10 protein-coding genes are annotated in these 19,583 nt (G+C 68.1%); 4 read left to right on the top strand and 6 right to left on the bottom strand.

The features are described from left to right. Positions 1-1,818 carry a PhoH family protein gene (locus ACL58G_RS12380; RefSeq protein ID WP_413383859.1) on the top strand — a complete coding sequence of 606 codons (1,818 nt, stop codon included), beginning with the start codon at positions 1-3 and terminating at the stop codon, positions 1,816-1,818. A gap of 164 nt (positions 1,819-1,982) precedes the next feature. On the opposite strand, the gene ACL58G_RS12375 is transcribed toward ACL58G_RS12380, so the two are convergent. From ACL58G_RS12375 to ACL58G_RS12355, 5 genes are all read right to left on the bottom strand, one after another. Then, the gene (locus tag ACL58G_RS12375; RefSeq protein WP_413383857.1) at positions 1,983-2,765 is read right to left on the bottom strand and encodes a FecR family protein; all 783 of its coding nucleotides are present in this window, start codon (positions 2,763-2,765) and stop codon (positions 1,983-1,985) included. Then, positions 2,731-6,828 carry a two-partner secretion domain-containing protein gene (locus ACL58G_RS12370; RefSeq protein ID WP_413383854.1) on the bottom strand — a complete coding sequence of 1,366 codons (4,098 nt, stop codon included), beginning with the start codon at positions 6,826-6,828 and terminating at the stop codon, positions 2,731-2,733. Before ACL58G_RS12370 ends, ACL58G_RS12375 begins: the two co-directional genes overlap by 35 nt. Before the next feature lie 10 nt (positions 6,829-6,838). Further along, positions 6,839-8,413: a ShlB/FhaC/HecB family hemolysin secretion/activation protein gene (locus tag ACL58G_RS12365; protein WP_413383852.1), complete on the bottom strand. Its 1,575-nt coding sequence runs from the start codon at positions 8,411-8,413 to the stop codon at positions 6,839-6,841. A 238-nt stretch (positions 8,414-8,651) separates the two neighbouring features. Continuing rightward, positions 8,652-10,892, bottom strand: a complete 2,241-nt coding sequence (locus tag ACL58G_RS12360; RefSeq protein ID WP_440968014.1) for a CHASE2 domain-containing protein — start codon at positions 10,890-10,892, stop codon at positions 8,652-8,654. Positions 10,893-10,894: 2 nt separating this feature from the next. Next, a complete protein-coding gene (locus ACL58G_RS12355; RefSeq protein WP_413383848.1) occupies positions 10,895-12,514 on the bottom strand; it encodes a GAF and HD-GYP domain-containing protein in 1,620 nt (539 codons plus the stop codon). A 212-nt stretch (positions 12,515-12,726) separates the two neighbouring features. On the opposite strand from ACL58G_RS12355, the gene ACL58G_RS12350 reads away from it, so the two are divergent. From ACL58G_RS12350 to ACL58G_RS12340, 3 genes are read left to right on the top strand one after another with little or no spacing between them, the layout of a single operon-like run. Continuing rightward, positions 12,727-13,629 (top strand): MBL fold metallo-hydrolase, encoded by a 903-nt coding sequence (locus ACL58G_RS12350; RefSeq protein ID WP_440967151.1) that lies wholly within the window; start codon positions 12,727-12,729, stop codon positions 13,627-13,629. Continuing rightward, complete coding sequence (locus tag ACL58G_RS12345; RefSeq protein WP_440967150.1) at positions 13,629-16,010, top strand: ATPase, T2SS/T4P/T4SS family; 2,382 nt, start codon at positions 13,629-13,631, stop codon at positions 16,008-16,010. Before ACL58G_RS12350 ends, ACL58G_RS12345 begins: the two co-directional genes overlap by 1 nt. A 36-nt stretch (positions 16,011-16,046) precedes the next feature. After that, complete coding sequence (locus ACL58G_RS12340) at positions 16,047-16,295, top strand: hypothetical protein (RefSeq protein ID WP_440967148.1); 249 nt, start codon at positions 16,047-16,049, stop codon at positions 16,293-16,295. 63 nt (positions 16,296-16,358) lie between these two features. Here ACL58G_RS12340 and ACL58G_RS12335 read toward each other — a convergent pair whose 3' ends face one another. Then, complete coding sequence (locus ACL58G_RS12335) at positions 16,359-19,454, bottom strand: alpha-1,6-glucosidase domain-containing protein (protein ID WP_440967147.1); 3,096 nt, start codon at positions 19,452-19,454, stop codon at positions 16,359-16,361. Positions 19,455-19,583 lie beyond the last annotated feature (129 nt).

The raw sequence follows: 19,583 nt of genomic DNA, 5'->3' as shown, positions 1-19,583 counted from the left end.
ATGCCACTGCCTAAACTCCCCACCAAGCCCGCAACCATTTTGCTGGCCAAGGATTACCCGAGGGCCGAACCGGGCAAGACGCCTGTGCGCGCAACCGCGAAAGCGGAAAACGACCCCGTCGAAGACCTGATCAGCGGCCCGGCCGTACCCGCCCCCAAGGCGACGAAGCCGCGCAAGTCGAAGGCCGCGCTGCTGGCCGAGGCGCCCGCGCGCGAAGACACGCCGGTGGCTGCGCCACCCACGCCCCCGATGCCTGCACGCGGCGAAAAGCCCGCGAAACGCGGCAAGGCGAGGGCCGAAGGCGCCGGCGCCAAGCTGCGCGAGACCGACATGAACGAGCCGCATCCGGCCAAGCACAAGCCGGTCGAGGTCAACGTCAAGTCGCAAGCGAGCCGCAAGGCCGACACGTCGGGCACCACGAAGGTGTTCGTGCTCGACACGAACGTGCTGATGCACGACCCGACCTCGCTGTTCCGCTTCGAGGAACACGACGTCTACCTGCCGATGATGACGCTGGAAGAACTCGACAACCACAAGAAGGGGATGTCGGAGGTCGCGCGCAACGCACGCCAGGTCTCGCGCACGCTGGACGCGCTGATCGCCAACGTCGACGACGACGCCATCGAGACCGGCATCCCGCTGGCCAAGCTGGGCAACAAGGATGCGAAGGGCCGCCTGCACTTCCAGACGCGCCTGAACGGCGCCGCCCTGCCCGAGGGACTCCCGTCCGGCAAGGCCGACAACCAGATCCTCGGTGTCGTGCGCGCGCTGGAAGCGGAGCAGCCGGGCCGCGCGATCGTGCTGGTGTCGAAGGACATCAACATGCGCATCAAGGCGCGCGCGCTGGGCCTGGCCGCCGAAGACTACTTCAACGACCACGTGCTGGAAGACACCGACCTGCTGTACTCGGGCATCGTCCAGCTGCCGGACGACTTCTGGACGAAGCACGGCAAGGGCGTCGAATCGTGGCAGGAGATCAAGGGCGGCTACTCGTCCACGTTCTACCGCATCACGGGCCCCTTGATCCCGACCCTGCTCGTCAACCAGTTCGTGTACCTGGAACCGAAGAACGGCGAAGCGCCGCTGTACGCCCAGGTCAAGCAGATCAACGGCAAGACCGCCGTGCTGCAGACCCTGCGCGACTATTCCAGCAACAAGAACAACGTGTGGGGCATCACGGCGCGCAACCGCGAGCAGAACTTCGCGCTGAACCTCCTGATGAATCCGGAAATCGACTTCGTCTCGCTGCTCGGCCAAGCCGGTACCGGCAAGACGCTGCTGGCGCTGGCCGCCGGTCTCGCGCAGGTGCTGGAGACGAAGGTCTACAACGAGATCATCGTCACCCGCGTGACCGTGCCCGTCGGCGAAGACATCGGCTTCCTGCCCGGCACCGAGGAAGAAAAGATGTCGCCGTGGATGGGCGCCTTCGACGACAACCTGGAAGTGCTGATGAAGGGCGACGGCGACGCCGGCGACTGGGGCCGCGCGGCGACGCAGGACCTGATCCGTTCGCGCATCAAGATCAAGTCGCTGAACTTCATGCGCGGCCGCACGTTCGTGAACAAATTCCTCATCATCGACGAGGCGCAGAACCTGACGCCGAAGCAGATGAAGACGCTGGTCACGCGCGCGGGCCCGGGCACGAAGATCCTCTGCCTCGGCAACATCGCGCAGATCGACACGCCTTACCTCACCGAGGGCTCGAGCGGCCTGACGTACGTGGTCGACCGCTTCAAGGGCTGGGGTCACGGCGGCCACGTGACCTTGGCGCGCGGCGAGCGTTCGCGCCTGGCGGATCACGCGAGCGACGTGCTGTAACGGTCGTACGCTCCCACAAAAAAGCCTGTGCATCGGAAGATGCACAGGCTTTTTTTACTTCGTCGTCCCCGCGAAGGCGGGGACCCAATTTTGCTGGCGTTACCGCAGCGCTTGCAAAATTGGGCCCCTGCCTGCGCAGGGGCGACGTTGTTTTGCCGTTCGGCTTAGCGCACGATGCAATCCACCGTATTCTGCTGCGCCGCAGGCCCCTGCGACGCCAGCGGTCCACCCGTACCGATATTGAACGTCGGCGGCGGCGAGAACTTCAGCCCCGGGTTCTGCGGCAGTACGATCGGCGGCGCGCTCATGTTGGGCACGAAGCCGAACTGGCCGGCCTGGAAATGCTGGGCGCCGCCCGGGTTCGTCACGACGATCATGCCGTCCAGGACCGCCACGTGCAGACCCGGCGCCAGGTCGGGCACGAGACCGGGCGTGACCGGCCCCGGCGCCTGTTTCGCCGCGGCCGCGGCTTCGACCCACTGCGCGATGAACGTCGTGCCGCGGATGCCGATCGTGGCCGCCGGCGTCTTGAGCTGGAACTTCTCCTTGTTGCGCTTGCCCAGCAGGCCCGTGATCGAACGCAGGCCGCCCTTCACGAGGCTGAATGCGGCGCTGTCGGCCTCCGGCTTGTCGGCGTCATACGCGAAGTTGTCGATCTTGAAGGTCGTGCCGGGGCGCAGCGTGATCTCGCTGTTGTCGATGAAGCGGATCTGCGCGTAGGTGTTCTTCTCCGCCACGAGCGTGTCGCCGCTCTCCACTTCCGACTTCGCTGCGAGTATCTTGACGGTGCCGTCGGCCTTGCGGTCCATCAGCGGCCCGCTCAGGTGTTCCACGATGCCCACGGCCTGCCCTGCCCATGCCGCGCCTGCGCCGAACAGCAGCACGGCGCACAGCAGGACCCGGGCCAGCGCCTCAATTGCAGTACATTTTGGTCGCAGGTTTTTCATTCTTGACTCCAGATTGTTCCGCTTGCGCGAGGCCCGACAGGCGTTCGCCCGGCTTGCCGGCCGCCGCGTCCTTGCCGCTCTTGTCGGCACCGCTGCCGGTGTTAGTGGGCGTCGACGTGTTGATGAGTTGGACGACCGTCTGTACCGCCTGGGCCACCGGCGTGCCCTGCGTGTCCTGGCCGGCGCCGGCGCCGCCGCTGAAGATCACGCAGCTGGCGTCGCCCGGATGCGTGCTGCAGAACGACGCCGTCGGCAGCACGGCCTCGCAGCCCGCCGTGTTCGGCGCCGCCGCGCAGACGGCGAGGCTCGGCAGGCGCACGTCGCAGCCCTGCAGGCTCGGGCTGCCGATGCATTGCGCCAGGGTCGGCAGCACGGCGTCGCAGCCGGGCAGTTTCGTATTGCCCTGGCATTGCGTCAGCGTGGGCAGGATGCCGCTGCAGCTCGCATCGTGGGGGTTCGCGAGGCAGGCCTGGAAGCCCAGCGCCAGCACCTGCGTACAACCTTCCAGCGACGGCGTCAGCTTGCACACGTCCAGCTTCGGCAGGATGTCGCCGCAGCCCGCGCCGGACGGATTCGCGAGGCAGGCGTCGAACCGGGCGCGCGCCAGCACGGCCGCACAGCCGTAGGCGCTGCCGTCCGCGCGGCACTGGTCCAGCGGCGGCAAGGTCGCCGTGCAGCCCGGCGCCTTCGGATCGGCGATGCAGGCGCTGATGGCGTCGTGCTCCTTGATGACGACGGCGCAGCCATAGGTCGCCGGCGCCGTCTTGCAGACGTCGTACACGGGCAACGTGGTCGTGCAGCCCGGCGCCTTCGGGTCGGCCATGCACGCGGTGATCGCGTCGTGTTCCTTGATGATGGGGCCGCAGCCCGGCGCGGTGGGCTGGGCCGAGCACGTCTCGTACGTCGGCATGATCTCGCCGCAGTGCGGGGCGGACGGATTCGCCGTGCAGGCCTGCAGCGCGGCCGCCAGCACGGGGGCGCAGCCGGCCGCGGTGCGGTCGGCGAGGCAGGCGTCGAGTGTCGGCGTTGGCGTCGGGGTCGGCGTCGTCGTGCCATCGTTCGTGGCGATGATGTCGACGTGCGCGCCCGTGACCCTGTTCGGCGCGATCTCCGTGGTGCCTGCCGTGATGGTGACGTTGCCGGTGACCGACATCACGTTGGCGCGGTCGCTGATCTTGAGGACGCCGCCATTGTCGGCGAAGAGGCGCACGTTGCCGCTCGTCGTCGCCACGCGGCCATCGATGGTCAGCGGGCTGTGCGTCGTGAGGCTGATGTCGCCGCTGTTGGTCCGTACTTCGCCGGCGCCGTTGGTCTCGACGAACGCGGGCACGATCATGCCGCCCACGCTGTCGATGGCGATCGCGCCAGCATTGCCCTCACCGTCCTGCACGGCCCGGCGCAGCTCGAGGAAACCCGTATTGGCGATGTTGATCGGCAGGCTGCCCGTGCCCTGGTTGGACGCCGTCAGGATACCGGTGCTTGTCTTGAGCGGGCTCGTCGTGGTGCCGATGCCGGCGCTGGACTTCAGCGTCAGCGTGCCGGCCTGCAGCAGGCCGCTGCCCGCGATGCCCGCCGCGTCCAGGGTCGCGCCGGCGCCGGTGATGCCGGCATCGAGCGTCAGGAGACCGCCGGTGATGACTTGCACGCTGGCGTTGGGCGCGGCGATGCCGCTCATGCCGTCGACGGTGCCGATGCGCAGGGCGCCCCGGTTCACGACGTGGAACGGGTCGCCGCTCGCACTGCCGGACAGCGTGCCGATCTCGTTGGCGCCGGTGAGAATCACCTGGCCGCCGCGCAGCGCCACATTGCCCGCCCTGACGGTGCCGCTGTTCTGCTCATAGATGCCCGCGGTCGACGTCAGCGCCAGCGTGCCGGTTGCACCCAACGCGTCCTTGATCGCCAGCTCGCCGGCGCCCGCATCGAGGGTCAGCTTCGCGCCCGCGAAGCTCGCGGCGCCGTCGACGTCGATGCCGCCCCAGCCGCCGGCCAGCCCGCCGATCGTGAGATCGTTCGTCCGCACATTGGACAGGGCCGCCTGGCCGATCATGAAGCCGTCGGACTGGCCCGTGCCGCCGATGCCGATGTGCGTGCCCGCGCTGTTGGGCTGCAGCGTGACCTTGTCGGCGGACACGGTCGCGCCGATCCCCAGCCAGTCGCCCTGCAGCAGCACGGATTTCGCTGCCTTCACGCTGCCCGCGACGTCGATCCGGCCACCCGGCGCGTACTGGCTCGCGATGAAGCGGCTGGCCGCGTTCGCGGTCAGGTCGACGGGTGCGCCGATGTGGATGTCGCCGGCGTTTTCCAGCACCACGTTGGTCGCCGCGGCGAGCGCGCTGTCCACGGACACGGTGCCCTTGTGCGCGCTGTTGCCCACGTTGATCTCGAACAGGTTGCTGCTCAGGCGCTGCAGGGATGCGGCGTCCAGCGCCAGCGCACCCGTGCTGCCGGTCCCCGTGCCGATGCGGATGGCGCGGCCCGGATCGGCCGACGTCAGGGTCAGGATCGGCAACTGGCCGGTGCCGGCACCGGTTCCCGCGATACTGCCCGCCAGCGTGATCTGGTTGGCGCTGACGTCGATGTAGTTCCCGGTCTTGAGCAGGCCGTTGGCGCCCAGCGTGAACGCATTCTGCGCGCGGAAATCGAGGTCGCCGCCCGCGCTCACCCGGGCGTTGACGCGGATGTCGTTACCCGCCGTCGCGCGTACGCTGGCGGCTGCGTCCAGCGCGTCCGTGATGGTGAGGTCGTGCTCCGCCTGCAGGACGACGTCCGTGCCGGGGGCCGTGAGCGTGGCAGGCGCCAGGCGGGTGACGTCGTCCGTGTCCGCCGCGCCGCCCGCCACGACCTCGATGTCGTACGGGTCCAGCAGCCACGTGCCGTTCGTCCCCTTGCTGCCGGAGGCGTCGACCGCGATGCCGTCCACGTCGAGCACATGGCCCGACGTCTCGACCTTGCCGCCGGCCGCGCTGCCGCGTGCCGAGACGATGCCGTGCGCCGCCGTCGCGCCATCGGACCACAGCACGACCTTGCCGCCGTTGCCGCCGTGGTTACCACCACTGCCGTCGGCACGGATGACGGCGCCCTTCGCTACCGTGGTGGCCTGCGCGCGCATGATGCCGCCGCCGCCCTGCCAGCCGCCGCCGACGAGCACCGTGCCGCCATTGCGGCCGCTCGCATCCACGCCCGCGCCCGCGGCGACATCCACCTGCTGGCCCAGCACCTGCACCGTGCCGCCGTCCGCGCCCGCGCTACCGGCAGCGCGCGTCACGCTGCCCGCGTCCAGCGCGACCGCGCGGCTCGCTTTCAGGACGACACGGCCGTTCGCGCCCATGACGGCGCTGTCCGCGTTGACGACGCCGCGCTGGTTCACCAGGGCGCCGTAGATGCCGATGCGGCCGCCCTGCGCGATCACCTGCCCAAGGTTGATGGCCTGTCCGGCCGGCGCGGAAAGCTCCACACGCAGGTCCGGATCGTTCGAATCCACCAGTTGCACGCTGTGGCCCGCCGCGAGGATCACGTCGCCGTTCGGTGCCGTGACGATGCCCGTGTTCTCGACATTCGGCGCGATCAGGAAGACCTGGCCGCCGGACGGCGTCGCGATCGTGCCCTCGTTGCGCACGCTGCCCGCGACGGTACCCGCCTGGAAGCGCTTGCGGCCCGCCTGGAAGTCGGCGTCGCTGATGTTCAGGGTGGAGGCCACGAGACCGTTCACGTCCACGCGCGCCCCCTGGCCGAACAGGATACCGTTCGGGTTGATCAGGAAGACCTTGCCGTTCGATTGCAGCGCGCCGAGGATCTTCGTCGGGTCCTGGCCCAGCACGCGGTTCAGCACCGCGCTGTCCGCGCTCTGCTGGATGAAGCGCGTGACCTCGCCGGCGCCGATATTGAAACTCTGCCAGTTGATGATCGCGCCAGGCGTGTTCGTGATCGAGAACACGTTGCCCTGCTGGTTGAACGTCGCCTGGCCGGCGACGACCTGCGGCAGCGTGGGCGCGGCAGAACCGGTGGCGCAGTAACACGCCGCGAGCAGCAGCGCACCGAGCCGTCTTTGGATGGAAGAAGTCATGGATGGATCCTCAATACGCGAGCGCCACGCGCACGTGGAGCTTGTTCCTGCTGGTGGCCGCCACCTGGCCGACGTGCAGGCCGTGGCCGTAGTCGAGCTGCACGCTGGCCGCGCTGCCCGCCGAGACACGCAGGCCGAGGCCCGTGCTGGAGATCGCGGTGCGATGCAGCTCGGCCGGGAGTGCGCGATTGCGCTCGCCCCAGGCCGTGTCGTAGAAGCCGAGCAGGCGGCATTGCCAGCCCACGCGGCCGCACAGGTCGGGCGTGTACAGTTCGATGTTGGAGACGATGCCCGTGTCCGTCGCGAGATCGCGTTCGCCGAAGCCGCGCACGGTCGTCGCGCCGCCGGCGCCGAACTGCTCGCCCGGCACCAGCGCATCATGCGTCCACTGGCCGTTCAGCAGCACGCGCGTCTGCCAGTCGGCGGCCACGATGCTGGTGAGGGCGGCCGCGAAGCGCACCATGCGGTAGCCGGCCCTGGCGCCGCTGCGCACGGCCGCGAAGTCGTCCGCGCTGCCGCGCGCGCCGCCCGGCACGTTCTGCAGCAGGGCGATCGAGAAATCGGCCTGGCCGTCGGCCGTCGCATGGGTGCCGGCCCAGGCGATGCTCAGCGGACGCACGGTGACGTCGTTGCCGAAGTTCTGCGTGCCGAAGACGACGTTGTTGCGGTAGGCCTTGACGTCGAAACCAAGGACGATGCGGCTCTCCAGGTTGCCGCGCTTGGGCAGCACGTGGTTGTAGCGGCCGCCGTAGACCGTGCCCTTGCCGCTCACGGCGAGGTCGAACAGCCCGGCATTGACGGCGCCCGAGTCGACGTCCGAATAGCTCGCGAACAGGTCGATGGAATCGCCCAGCGCGTACAGCGGCACGTGGTAGCCGGCGGCCCACACGGCCACGCGGTCCGGGCGCTCGGCCGTCGTCGTGTACTGCAGGGTGCCCACGTGGTCGCGGCCCCACAGGTTCGCATGCTGCAGCAGCACGCCCGCGTGGGTCTTGCCGGTGGATTCGGTGCCCGTGTTGTCGGCGTTGAACATCACCTTCCACGGGCGCTCGTCTGCCACCTCGACCTTCGCGTCGACCGCGTCTTCGCCATTCGCGTCGGCACCGGCGAGGCTCAGCTTGACCTTCTTCGCCGGGTTCTCGTTGACGAGCCGGAGGTTGCGCGACACCTCGGCCAGGTTGGGCGTCGCGCCCGGGACCAGCGTGGGCAGGCTCGCGCGCACGTTCGCCTCGGAGAACCAGCGGTTGCCCGTCACCTCGACCTGGCGCACTTTCGTCTGGACGACGTGCAGGCGCACGACGCCGCCATTGAGTTCCTGTTCCGGCAACTGGACGGTGACGACGTTCCAGCCGCGCGCGTGGTACAGCGCCTCGAGCGCTTCCAGGGCGCGCTGGACGTCGCCGAAGTCGCGGCCGGCGCCCGTGTACGGGGCGACGGCGGCCTGCACGTCGGCGGCGGGCAGCAGCGTGTTGCCGCTCACGTCGTAGCGGCTGATCTCGAACCGGATCGCATCGTCGGCCCAGGCGGCGCCGGCGGCGGCAGCCAGCACCGAGCCCGCGACCAGGCGTGCCAAGCGTAGTTTCATGTTGTGGATGACCATATCGTTATTGTTCTGGCCCATGCATCCCCGGGCCCCTCGACGAGTGTAAAGAGGTTTTACTTGCTTGAGAGAAAAATAATGGAGAATGCCGGCTTCTTCCCCACGGGATGGGGGGAATACCGGATACCGCGTTGTGCGACCGATACATCCGCCGTCGCCCCCGCGAAGGCGGGGGCCCAATTTCCGCGACCAAGCCGGGAACGACGGTGTCTTACGAAACGGGCTATTTCGTCTCGAACGTCGTCACCCCATCCCACCCTGCCCCCGGCGGGTCCGCACGCCAGTGCGCGATCCGTTCCAGATACAGGGCGTAGAGCGCGCGCTGCGGATGCGCCGCGTGCAGCGCCGCGATCGCGCCTTGCGCGCCATCCCAGTCCCGCATGCGCACCCTGGCCAGCGCCGCATCCCACGCGGCCAGTTCGTCCAGCACGGCGGGATCGAGATCGGCCGGCTTGCCGAGCGGTTCGAAGATCGCCACCGGCTCGTTCTTGCCCTTTACGCGCACGAGATCCAGTTCGCGGTAGACGAATTCCGGCGCGGCCAGGCGCGTGGCCTCCCCGACCGCGATCCCGACGCCGTACACCTTCGTGATGCCTTCCAGGCGCGAGCCGAGGTTCACCGCGTCGCCCATCACCGTGTAAGCGCGGCGGATCGCGGAGCCCATGTCGCCCACGTGCATCAGGCCCGAGTTGATGCCGATGCCGATCGCGAGCGGGGGCCAGCCGCGCCGCTGGAAATCCTCGTTCAGGCGCGCCGCGCTGGCCTGCATCAGCAGCGACGTGGCCACCGCGCGGCTCGCGTGGTCGGCAAAGGCGACGGGCGCGCCCCAGAAAGCCATCACGGCGTCGCCGATGTATTTGTCGAGTGTGCCCTGGTGGCTGCCGCGGATGTCCTCGGACATCGCGGTGAGATAGAGATTGATGTACTCGCGCAGCGCCTTCGGCGACAGTCCTTCCGAAATCGTCGTGAAGCCGCGCACGTCGACGAACATCACGGACAGCTCGCGGCTTTCGCCTTCCATCGTATAGGCTTCCGGATTCTCGGCCATCTGCGCGACGAGTTCCGGCGCCACGTATTCGCCGAAGCGCGAGACGAGCGCGCGGCCCTTGCGGAACTCGAACAGATAGCCCCATGCCAGGTTCACGACGAACAGCAGCGCGACGAGCAGCAGGCAGACGAACATGTCGACCGTCCAGTCCAACTGGCGGTACAGGGCCCAGTTGGCGCCGACAACGCCGGCGAAGACAGCGGCGGATACCAGCACGGCCGGCAGCGGCGACAGCGCCGGCAGCAGCAGCGCGAGCAGGGTTCCCGCCACGACGATCTGGAAAAATTCGACGGCCGTCGCGAAGTCGGGATGCGACTTGAAGCGGCGGTCGAGGATCGACTTGATCACGTTGGCGTGCACTTCCACGCCCGGATAGACGCTGCTCACGGGTGTCGAGCGCAGGTCCTGCAGGCCTGGTGCCGTCGTGCCGACGAGGGCGACGACATCCTCCAGCAAGGCCGGGGGCACCCTGCCCTGCAGCACGTCGACGGCGGACACGTAGCGGAACGTCCCGCCCTGCGGGCCGCCCGGGCCGCGGAACTGCACGACCGTCGTCAGGCCGTCGCCCACCGGGATGGCGACCTTCCGTCCCTGCGGCCGCACGAGGACGATGCGGTCGGCGCCGGCCACCTCGTCCTGGGCGAGGACTTCCGCGGTGCCGAAGTCGGGGCGGATCGCCGTCGCGCCCAGGTAGACGGCTGCCGTGGCAAGGCCGAGCGTGGGATAGTAGCCGTCGCCGATGCGCTGCAGCAGCGGGACCGTGCGCACGACGCCGTCCACGTCCGGGTCGACCGAGAAGATGCCGGCGCCCAGCGCCGCCTCCTGCAGGCGCGCGATGTTCGCCTCGTAGCCGGCGCTCCGGTAGGCGTCGAGCGAGCGCCCGCCCAGGTCCGCGACCGTGAACGCGGGCTTCGGCAGCACGCCCTTGGCCAGCTCCGCCGACACGCTATAGCCCAGCAGCACGGGGCGTCCGGCCAGTGCCCTGGCAAAGCGGCCGTCGTAATCGAGCGCCGGCTCGAGCGCCGCCAGCTTCGTCGCCACGCCCGGCACGTCCTTCAGCTCGCGCTGCGCGAGACGCTCCAGCACCGCGTAGCCGGAGCTCGTGTCGGGCTCGGGGAACGACACGTCGAAGGCGATGGTGCGCGCATGGTAATGGCCGGCCAGCTGGTCGACCAGCTTCGCCAGCACGTCGCGGCTCCACGGGAACCGCCCGACGGCGGCGAGGCTCTTCGGGTCGATGTCGACGATGACGATGCGCGGATCGGGCGCCGGCCCCTCCAGGCGCATGCGCAGGTCGGCGAGGATGGTGTCCTGGCGCTCGATGGCGTCGCTGTGCCAGGTGCCGTTCGCGTACAGCACGGCCGCCAGCGTCAGGAGGATGCCGAGCGCCCAGCGCGCGCCGTAGCGCCGCAACAGCTTCACGGCGTATAGCCCGGGATCGCGGCCTCGTCGACGTGGTCGATCTGCGACGGATCCAGGTTCTTGCGCGCGAATTTCAGGTACACCTTCTGGCGCACGAAGATGTCGAACAGGTCCGGGTCGATGTGGCCGTTGAGGGCGAACTTGCCGAGGATGTGGAGCGATTCGGACAGCGACTTGCCCTTCTTGTACGGACGGTCGCGCGCCGTGAGGGCCTCGAAGATGTCGGCGATGGCCATCACGCGCGCCTGCACGGACATCTGCTCGCGCGTGAGGCCGCGCGGATAACCCTTGCCGTCCATGCGTTCGTGGTGGCCGCCGGCGTATTCCGGGACGTTCTTGAGGTGCTTCGGCCAGGGCAGGGATTCGAGCATGCGGATGGTCACGACGATGTGGTTGTTGATGATCTTGCGTTCATCGTCGTTGAGTGTACCAAAGCGCACGGTCAGGTTGCGTACCTCGTCCTCGTCGAGGAAATCGCGCTCGACGCCGTCCGGACCCGTCCAGCGAACCGCGGCGATGCGGCGCACGCGCTCCTGGTCGTCGGGCGACATGCCTTCGCCGCCGATGTTCGCCTGGCGCAGGAAGTCGCGGTCCGCGCGCAGGCGCGCCTGCTCGGACGCGAGGCGGTCGGCGATCGTGGCGCGGTTCGCCTCGGGCTGGCATTGCTCCTTCAGCGCGCGGATCTCGGCGTCGCGCAACAGCACCTCGAAGCGCGTATCGATCATGTGGATGCGGTCGAAGATCGTCTCCAGCTTCGTCGCCTTGTCGACGACGTGGACCGGCGTCGTGATCTTGCCGCAGTCGTGCAGCAGGCCGGCCAGCCACAGTTCGCGGCGGTCGCGGTCGCTCATGCGAAACGACGCCATCGGCCCGATGGGCGTCTCGTGGACGGCCTCGGCCAGCATCATCGTCAGCTCCGGCACGAACTGGCAATGGCGGCCCGTGTACGGCGATTTTTCGTCGATGCCGATGTTGATCAGGTTGACGAGGGCTTCCAGCAGCTGTTCCATCTGCACGACGAGCTGCTGGTTCGTGAGCGCGACGGCCGCCTGCGCCGCCAGCGCCTCGATGAAGCGCTGGTCGGTATCGGAGAACACGCCGATCTCGCCGGTGTCCCGGTTCTTCGCGTTGATCAGCTGGAGCACGCCGAGCAGTTCGCCCTCGTGGTTCGTCATCGGCACCGTCAGGATCGACTTGGACCGGTAGCCGAACGTCTGGTCGAACGAACGCATGCCCGAGAAGTTGAAGACGTCGGCCTTGTACACGTCGGCGATGTTCACGGACTGGTGGAAGTTGGCCGCATAGGCCGCCACCGACGCGAGGTTCTTGTTGCCGTGCTGGTCGTACAGGGGAATCGGCTGCAGGTCGATCGACACACCGCTGGCGCCGCCCTGGTACATCTCCAGCGTGTCGTTCAGCGAGATGTGGAAGCACAGGCTGCGCTCGTCGCTGCTCGGGCGGTACAGCGTGCCGCCGTCCGCATGCGTCATGCTCTTGGCGACCTTCAGGATGCGGTCGAGGAAGGCGCCGATGTCATGGCCGTCGCCGAGGGCGACGCTGACCTCCGTGAGCAGGTCGAGGCGCTCTACGATATTGGCCGGGGTGAGCTCTTGCATGTGATGTATCGCCACATTAGTTGCTGCTGTGAAATTCTACCACAGTGTAACGTCATTACGCCCTGCTGTACACCAACCGATGCATAATTGCAAATTCCAGATAACCAGTTACAAATAAACGTTATGATCTGACCTATATTGCAACGGTGCTGGCCTGGCCGCGACAAAAAAAACAGAGCAGACGACGAGGCTGCACAGCAAGGGGAGTCCTAATGAAATTCAGATTCTGGGGAGTACGCGGATCGATCCCGGCCCCCGGGCCGCGTACCGTGCGCTACGGCGGCAACACCACGTGCATCGAGGTGCGCGGCGACGACGGCACCCTCGTGGTGCTGGACGCCGGCACGGGGATCTACGCGCTCGCCCAGCACCTGATGCGCCGGCGCGCGGAAGACGGCGCGCCCGTACGCGCCAACATCTTCATCACGCACAGCCATTGGGACCACATCCACGGCCTGCCCTTCTTCACGCCGCTGTTCGTGAAGGGCACGCGGGTCTGCCTGCACGGCGCCCACGATGCCGTCACCGGCCAGGGCATCGAGCATGTGATGGGCGTGCAGCTGCAGAACAGCTACTTCCCCGTCAGCGAGGAACGGATGGACGCCACCATCGATTACCGGACCCTGGACACCGGCGTGCCGCACGCCGTGGGCGACGTGGTCGTGCACAACGTCGTGATGAACCACCCCGTGACGAACCTGGGCTACCGCGTCGAATGCAACGGGCGCGCCATGTTCTTCACGGGCGACCACGAACCGTTCTTCAATCCGCACGCCCCCGCCAGCGCGGACTACGACGCGGCCCAGCGCGAGATCGAGCGGCGCGAGCGCGAGATCGAACACGCGATGGAAGGCGTCGACGCGCTCGTCGCCGACTGCTCGTACACGCTCGAGGAATATCCCGCCAAGCAGGGCTGGGGCCACGGCACGTTCGATGGCGCCATCGCGCTGGCGCTGAAGGTCGGCGCGCGCAGCCTGTACTGCACCCACCACGAGCCGACCCGCTCGGACGACGAGCTGGAAACCGTGTTCGCGCAGGCCGTCACGCGCTGGCGCGACCGGTTGAACGGCCTCGTCGTGACGCTTGCTTACGAAGGCCTGGAAGTGGAACTCTGATGAGCGGCGACTTCGTGGAACAGCGCAAGGGAGACCGGCGCGCGCCCGACGACACGGCGCGGCGCCTGGACTTCCAGCGCCGCCTGCAGGCGATCACCACGAGGATCCACGCCACCGCCAACCTGGACCAGATCATGCTCGACCTGGGCCAGGATTTCTGCGACCTGTTCGATGCCGACCGCTTTACCCTGTACGCCGTCACACCGGCGCAGGACGCCCTCGTCGCCAAGGTCAAGACCGGCCTGTCCGAAATCCGTCACCTGCAGCTGCCGATCGGCCCCGGCTCCATCGCCGGCTTCGCGGCGCTGGCGCGCGCGACCGTCAACATCGCCGACGTCTACGACGAGGCCGAACTGCGGCGCCTGGCACCCACGCTGCGCTTCCAGCGCGGCGTCGACCAGCGCACGGGCTACCGCACGCGCGAGATGCTGGTGGCGCCGCTGATCGACGCCGGCGGCGCGCTGCTCGGCGTCGTCCAGTTCATCAACCACCGCGCCGGCGGCCCGTTCCCCCAGTTGTGCCTGGACGGCGTGAAGCAGTTGTGCGACACCCTGGTCGTCGCGTTCAGCCAGCGCCTGCGCGCCCCGCTGCCGCGCGGCCGCTACGATGCCCTCGTCGCGCGCGCGGTCCTCGCCGTGCAGGAACTGGAACTGGCCACGCGCCTCGCGCGCGAGCGCGATGCCGACATCGAGGACGTGCTGTTGTCCGACTTCCACCTGAAGCCGACCCAGATCGGTGAGGCGTTGGCGGCATACTGCGGCCTGCCCTACGAACCGTTCCGCGCCGAGCGTGTAAAACCCGTCGAGCTGCTGCGCAACCTGAAGCCGCAATACGCGCTCGAACACGGCTGGCTGCCGCTGGAAGATGGCCCCGACGGCCTCGTGCTGATGGCGCTGGACCCGGAACGCGTGGCGGCCAGCCACATCGCCGCGCAGGTGTTCGGCCGCGCGCGCATCGCGTGGCGCGTGACGACCCGCCACGACCTGCGCCAGACCGTGGCCCAGTTCTTCGGCGGCGCGGTGGCCGACGACACGAGCGTGGGCGAACTGCTGTCGCACCTGGACGAGGACGGCGATCCGGACGAGGAGACGGAGGGCGGCAGCACCGAGGTCTCGGCCGCCGTCGAGAACGAACTGGTGAAGCTGCTGAACCGGATCATCGTCGACGCGCACCGCCAGGGCGCGTCCGACATCCACATCGAGCCGCAGCCGGGCCGCGGCAAGACGGGCATCCGCTTCCGCAAGGATGGCGTACTGGTGCCGTACATCGAGATCCCGTCCAGCTACCGCAACGCCCTCGTCGCGCGCGTCAAAATCATGTGCGACCTCGACATCTCCGAGCGGCGCAAGCCGCAGGACGGCAAGATCCGCTTCCGCAAGTACGGCCCGCTCGACATCGAGCTGCGCGTGGCGACGATCCCGTCCAGCGGCGGCGTCGAGGACGTCGTGATGCGCATCCTGCAGGCCGGCGAACCGATCCCGCTCGACAGCCTGGGCATCCTGCCGCACAACCTGGCGCGCCTGAAGGCCGCCGTCGCCAAGCCGTACGGCCTGTTCTTCGTGTGCGGGCCGACCGGCTCGGGCAAGACGACGACCCTGCACTCGATCCTCGCGCACCTGAACACGCCGGAGACCAAGATCTGGACGGCCGAGGACCCGGTCGAGATCACCCAGAAGGGCCTGCGCCAGGTGCAGGTCAACCGCAAGACGGGCCTCGACTTCGCCACCGTCATGCGCGCTTTCCTGCGCGCCGATCCGGACGTGATCATGGTCGGCGAGATGCGCGACCGCGAGACCGTCAGCACGGGCATCGAGGCCTCGCTGACGGGCCACCTCGTGTTCTCGACCCTGCACACGAACAGCGCGCCGGAATCGGTCGTGCGCCTGCTCGACATGGGCATGGACCCATTCAATTTTGCCGACGCCCTGCTGGGCATCCTGGCGCAGCGCCTGGCGCGCCGCCTGTGCACCGCGTGCCGCCAGCCCTACCGCCCGGACGACGCCGAGGTGGAGACGCTGCTCGACGAGTACTGCGAAGAGCTGCGCGGCCAGGCCTTGTACAAGACGGACCCGCAGGCCGCGCGCGCGGCCGTGCTGGCCGGCTGGCGCCAGCGCCACGGCGACGCCACGGGACGTTTCACGTTGTACCGCGCCGTGGGCTGCGCCGAGTGCAACAAGGGATACCGCGGGCGCGTCGGCCTGCATGAACTGATGCTGGGCAGCGAGCGAATCAAACGCCTGCTGACCGAGCACGCGCGCGTGGCCGACCTGCTCGCGGCCGCGCTGGAGGACGGGATGCTGACCCTGAAAATGGACGGCATCGAGAAGATCCTGGGCGGCGTCACCGACATCAAGATGGTGCGTGCCGTCTGCATCAAATGACCTGCCAACCGCAACTCACCACAGGAGAGTAACGAAATGAATCGCATCGTTCCGCCGATCCTTGCGGCCACCGTCACCCTGCTGTCCGGCTGCGCCGCCGACGGCGCCAAACCGGCGCAAGGTGGCAACACCTACCTCGATTCGAGCTACACGCCGACCGGAACCCTCATCCCGCGCAAGGCGCCGAGCCGCACGGACAACCTGACGATCGTCGACAAGCAGGCGCTCGAGAACGACCGCACCAACGGCAGCGGCACCAACAACTGGGCAGCCGGCAAGCCCTGAGCCGCGGCACGCCATGGCAAAAGGGCCGGAGATCGCATCCCCGGCCCTTTTCATTACCCCCGATCAGTCGTTCGCGTTCTGTACGAACACGGCCGCCGTGCGCGCCGGGATCGCGAAGATGCCGCTGTTGCGCTCGAAGTACGACGCCTTCGCCATGTCGTCGCTGCCGTTGCGCTGGATACGGTGCAGCTGCAGCTTGCGGCCCTTCAGTTCCGGGATCGCGATCGTCTTCGGGATCTTGTCGACGTTGAACACGACGACGACCGCCTTGTACTGGGCGCCCGGATAGCGCGTACCGTCGATGCTCAGCGCGACGAGGCCCGGCACCTGGTTCGGTCCCACGTTGTAGAACTTCAGGCGGTCAATCACGTCCTGCGCCGTGCGCAGGCGGAACAGCGTGCTGTCCGCGCGGATCGCGAGGAAGTCTTCGAACACGTTCTTCGCGGCGAGGATCGCGCGCGTGTCCGGCTTGATCAGCGGGTTGGCGAGCACCGGCGCCATCAGCGACCAGTTGTCCTGGTTCTGCCCCGCCATCGGCAGGCCGACGCCGAAGTTGTTGGATGCGTAGCTGTAATCCAGCTTGTTGAACCAGTCGCCCGCGTTGTAGCTGTCGCGGTCGAGCGATTTCGAGCGCAGGATTTCCTGGCCGGCGTGGAAGAACGGAATACCCTGCGCCAGCACGTTGATCGCGGCGCCGAGAGTCTGCACGCGCACGCGGTCGGACAGCGGCGTCGATTGCGGCAGGCGGAACGCGTTGATGTCGAACAGCGTCTGGTTGTCGTGCGCCTCGATGTAGTTGATCGTCTCGGCCGGACTCGCCGCGAAGCCGGCCTGCTGGCCGAAGTAATCGATCTGCGCGTTCGTGCGCTCGTTGCCGAAGCGGTCCGTGAAGCGGTAGTCGCGCAACGTGCCGGACAGCGCGACGCGTACGAGGTCCGCGAGGCGCAGCGCATCGTCGCGAGTCTGCGTCGACAGCGCGTTCGGGTCCGTGTACACGCCGTTGATGAAGCCCTGCTCCTTGACCAGTGCCTGGCCGCCGTCGCAGCAGCCGCCGCCGCGCACGGTGTCGCGCATGCGGTCGTTGAACGAGCCGATGCCGGTGCCCGCCATGTTGGCCTGGCGCGCCTGCACGAAACGGGCGTCGTTGCCGACGGCGCCGAAGTTCCACGCTTCGCCGTACAGGTAGATGTCGCGGCCCGCGGCCTGGTTGACGCTGACCTGCAGGCGCTTGATGAGATCCAGCGGCGACAGGCCCATGATGTCGAAGCGGAAGCTGTCGACCTTGTACTGGCGCGCCCACAGCGACACGGAATCGATGATCAGCTTGCCCATCATGGCGTTTTCCTGCGCGGTGTCGGCGCAGCAGCTGTCGTTCAGGATGTGGCCGTCGTTGGCGAGGCGGTAGTAATAGGTCGGCACGATGCGGTCGAGGACCGACAGCGGGCCTTGCTGCGACTGGCTCGTGTGGTTGTACACGACGTCCATCGTCACGCGCAGGCCGGTCTCGTGCAGCGCCTGCACCATCGCGCGGAACTCGCGCACGCGCACGGCGCCGTCGTCGGCATCCGTCGCATAGCTGCCTTCCGGCGCATTGTAGTGGACCGGATCGTAGCCCCAGTTGAAGCAGTCCGTATCCGCCACGGCGGCCACCGCGGACTGCTGCGCGGTCGAATCCGCGCCGGCATTGGGGATGCTCGGGGTGACGCAGCCCTTTTCGTTGACGCTGGCAATGTCGAAACTCGGCATCAGGTGCACGTGCGTCATGCCCGCCTTCTGCAGCGATTTCAGGTGGCGCATGCCGTTGGCGTCGCCGTCCGTGAAGGCCAGGTATTTGCCGCGGTGGGCGGCCGGCACGGTGGTGTCGGCCGCCGAGAAGTCGCGGATGTGCAGCTCGTACAGCGCGATGTCGGTGGGCGCATCGAGTTTCGGGATGCGCTGGTCGTCCCAGCCGGCCGGCTTCAGTTGCGGGCTGTCGAGGTTCGCGACGAAGCTGCGCGCGCTGTTCGCGGAGAGGCTCAGCGAATACGGATCGGTCACGGTGTTCGTCACGATCTTGTTGTCCGCCCAGCGCGACAGCACCTGCACGGTGTACGTGTAGTAGGCGCGGTTGGCGAGCGTCGGGTCGTTCGACGTGGTGCTCCACACGCCGCTGGCCGCGTCGCGCGTCATCGGGACGGTCGTGGCGGTCGCCGCGTTCGCGCTCGCGTACAGGTTCAGCGCGACGGATTTCGCCGTCGGCGCCCACACGCGGAACGTCGCGCGGCCGCTGCGGTCGAACGTCACGCCCAGCTGGGCCTGCGCCGCCTGCGCCGCGTACAGATCGTCCAGCAGGCCGGCCGTCTGCAGCGACGTCACCTGCACGAGGTTGCCGGCGCCGTCGTACTGGGCGATGGCGAACTGGCCGCTGACCAGCGATGCGACCCTGGCCGCATCGGCGTCGTTCAGGCGCAGGCCGGTCGCGCCGGCCAGGTGCGGATATTTCTGGCGAATGGCGTCCGGTAGCGCGGATACGGTGAGGTCGAAGGCGCGTTCGGCGCCCGTCAGGCCCACGTCACCGCCCTGGGTCGGCGCCAGGCCGCCGTTCGCCGCGTAGAACAGTTTGTAGCTGGCGCCGGTGGGCACGCCCGGCCAGGCCAGCGTCGTGCTGGTGAGCCACTGGGCGTTGGCGAAGGCGAGATTGCCGAAGCTGAATGCAGGCTGGGTGGCGTACACGGTGCAGTCGCCCTCCAGCATCCAGGCTTCCTGGCCCTTCGTGGCGACATCGGCATCCAGGTCGGCGTGCTGGTCGGCGCCGCAATTCTTGCTGCCGTTGCCGTCGGTGACGAGGAACCAGATCGCGCTCTTTCCCGCGGCCAGCGGAATATCCACGTAGCCGCCAAACCCGTCGGTACCGGTGAACATGAAGCGGTCGCTGATCCACGCCGAACTCGGATGCTGCGGACCATCCCACGAATATACGCCCCACTGGGCCGTGTCGTTCTGGACGCGGTGGAAGTGCATGCGAATGCTGCCCGGCGCGACGGGTGCGGCCGTGGTGGCACTGGCCGCCAGCAGCCGGGTGCCGGACTGGGTGGCCTGCTGGCCGGAATCGCCGGCGCCGCAACCGGCCAGCAGCATGCTGGCGCAGGCGGCCGCGGCGAGCCCCAGCCATGAAGTCAAACTACTTCCGAATATCATATTGTCCCCTCTTCATTCTTATTCTGACCGGCGGGCGTGGCCCGGACGGCAACGCTGGCCGACGATCGCCTGTAATATTACTACCGACGTTAGCAAAAATGAAAAGGAAAC

It is taken from the genome of Massilia sp. GER05, from assembly GCF_052056005.1.
Taxonomy (GTDB): domain Bacteria; phylum Pseudomonadota; class Gammaproteobacteria; order Burkholderiales; family Burkholderiaceae_D; genus Telluria; species Telluria orientalis.
Note: the sequence above shows the minus strand (reverse complement) of the source record. Positions and strands in the feature narration are given on the sequence as shown.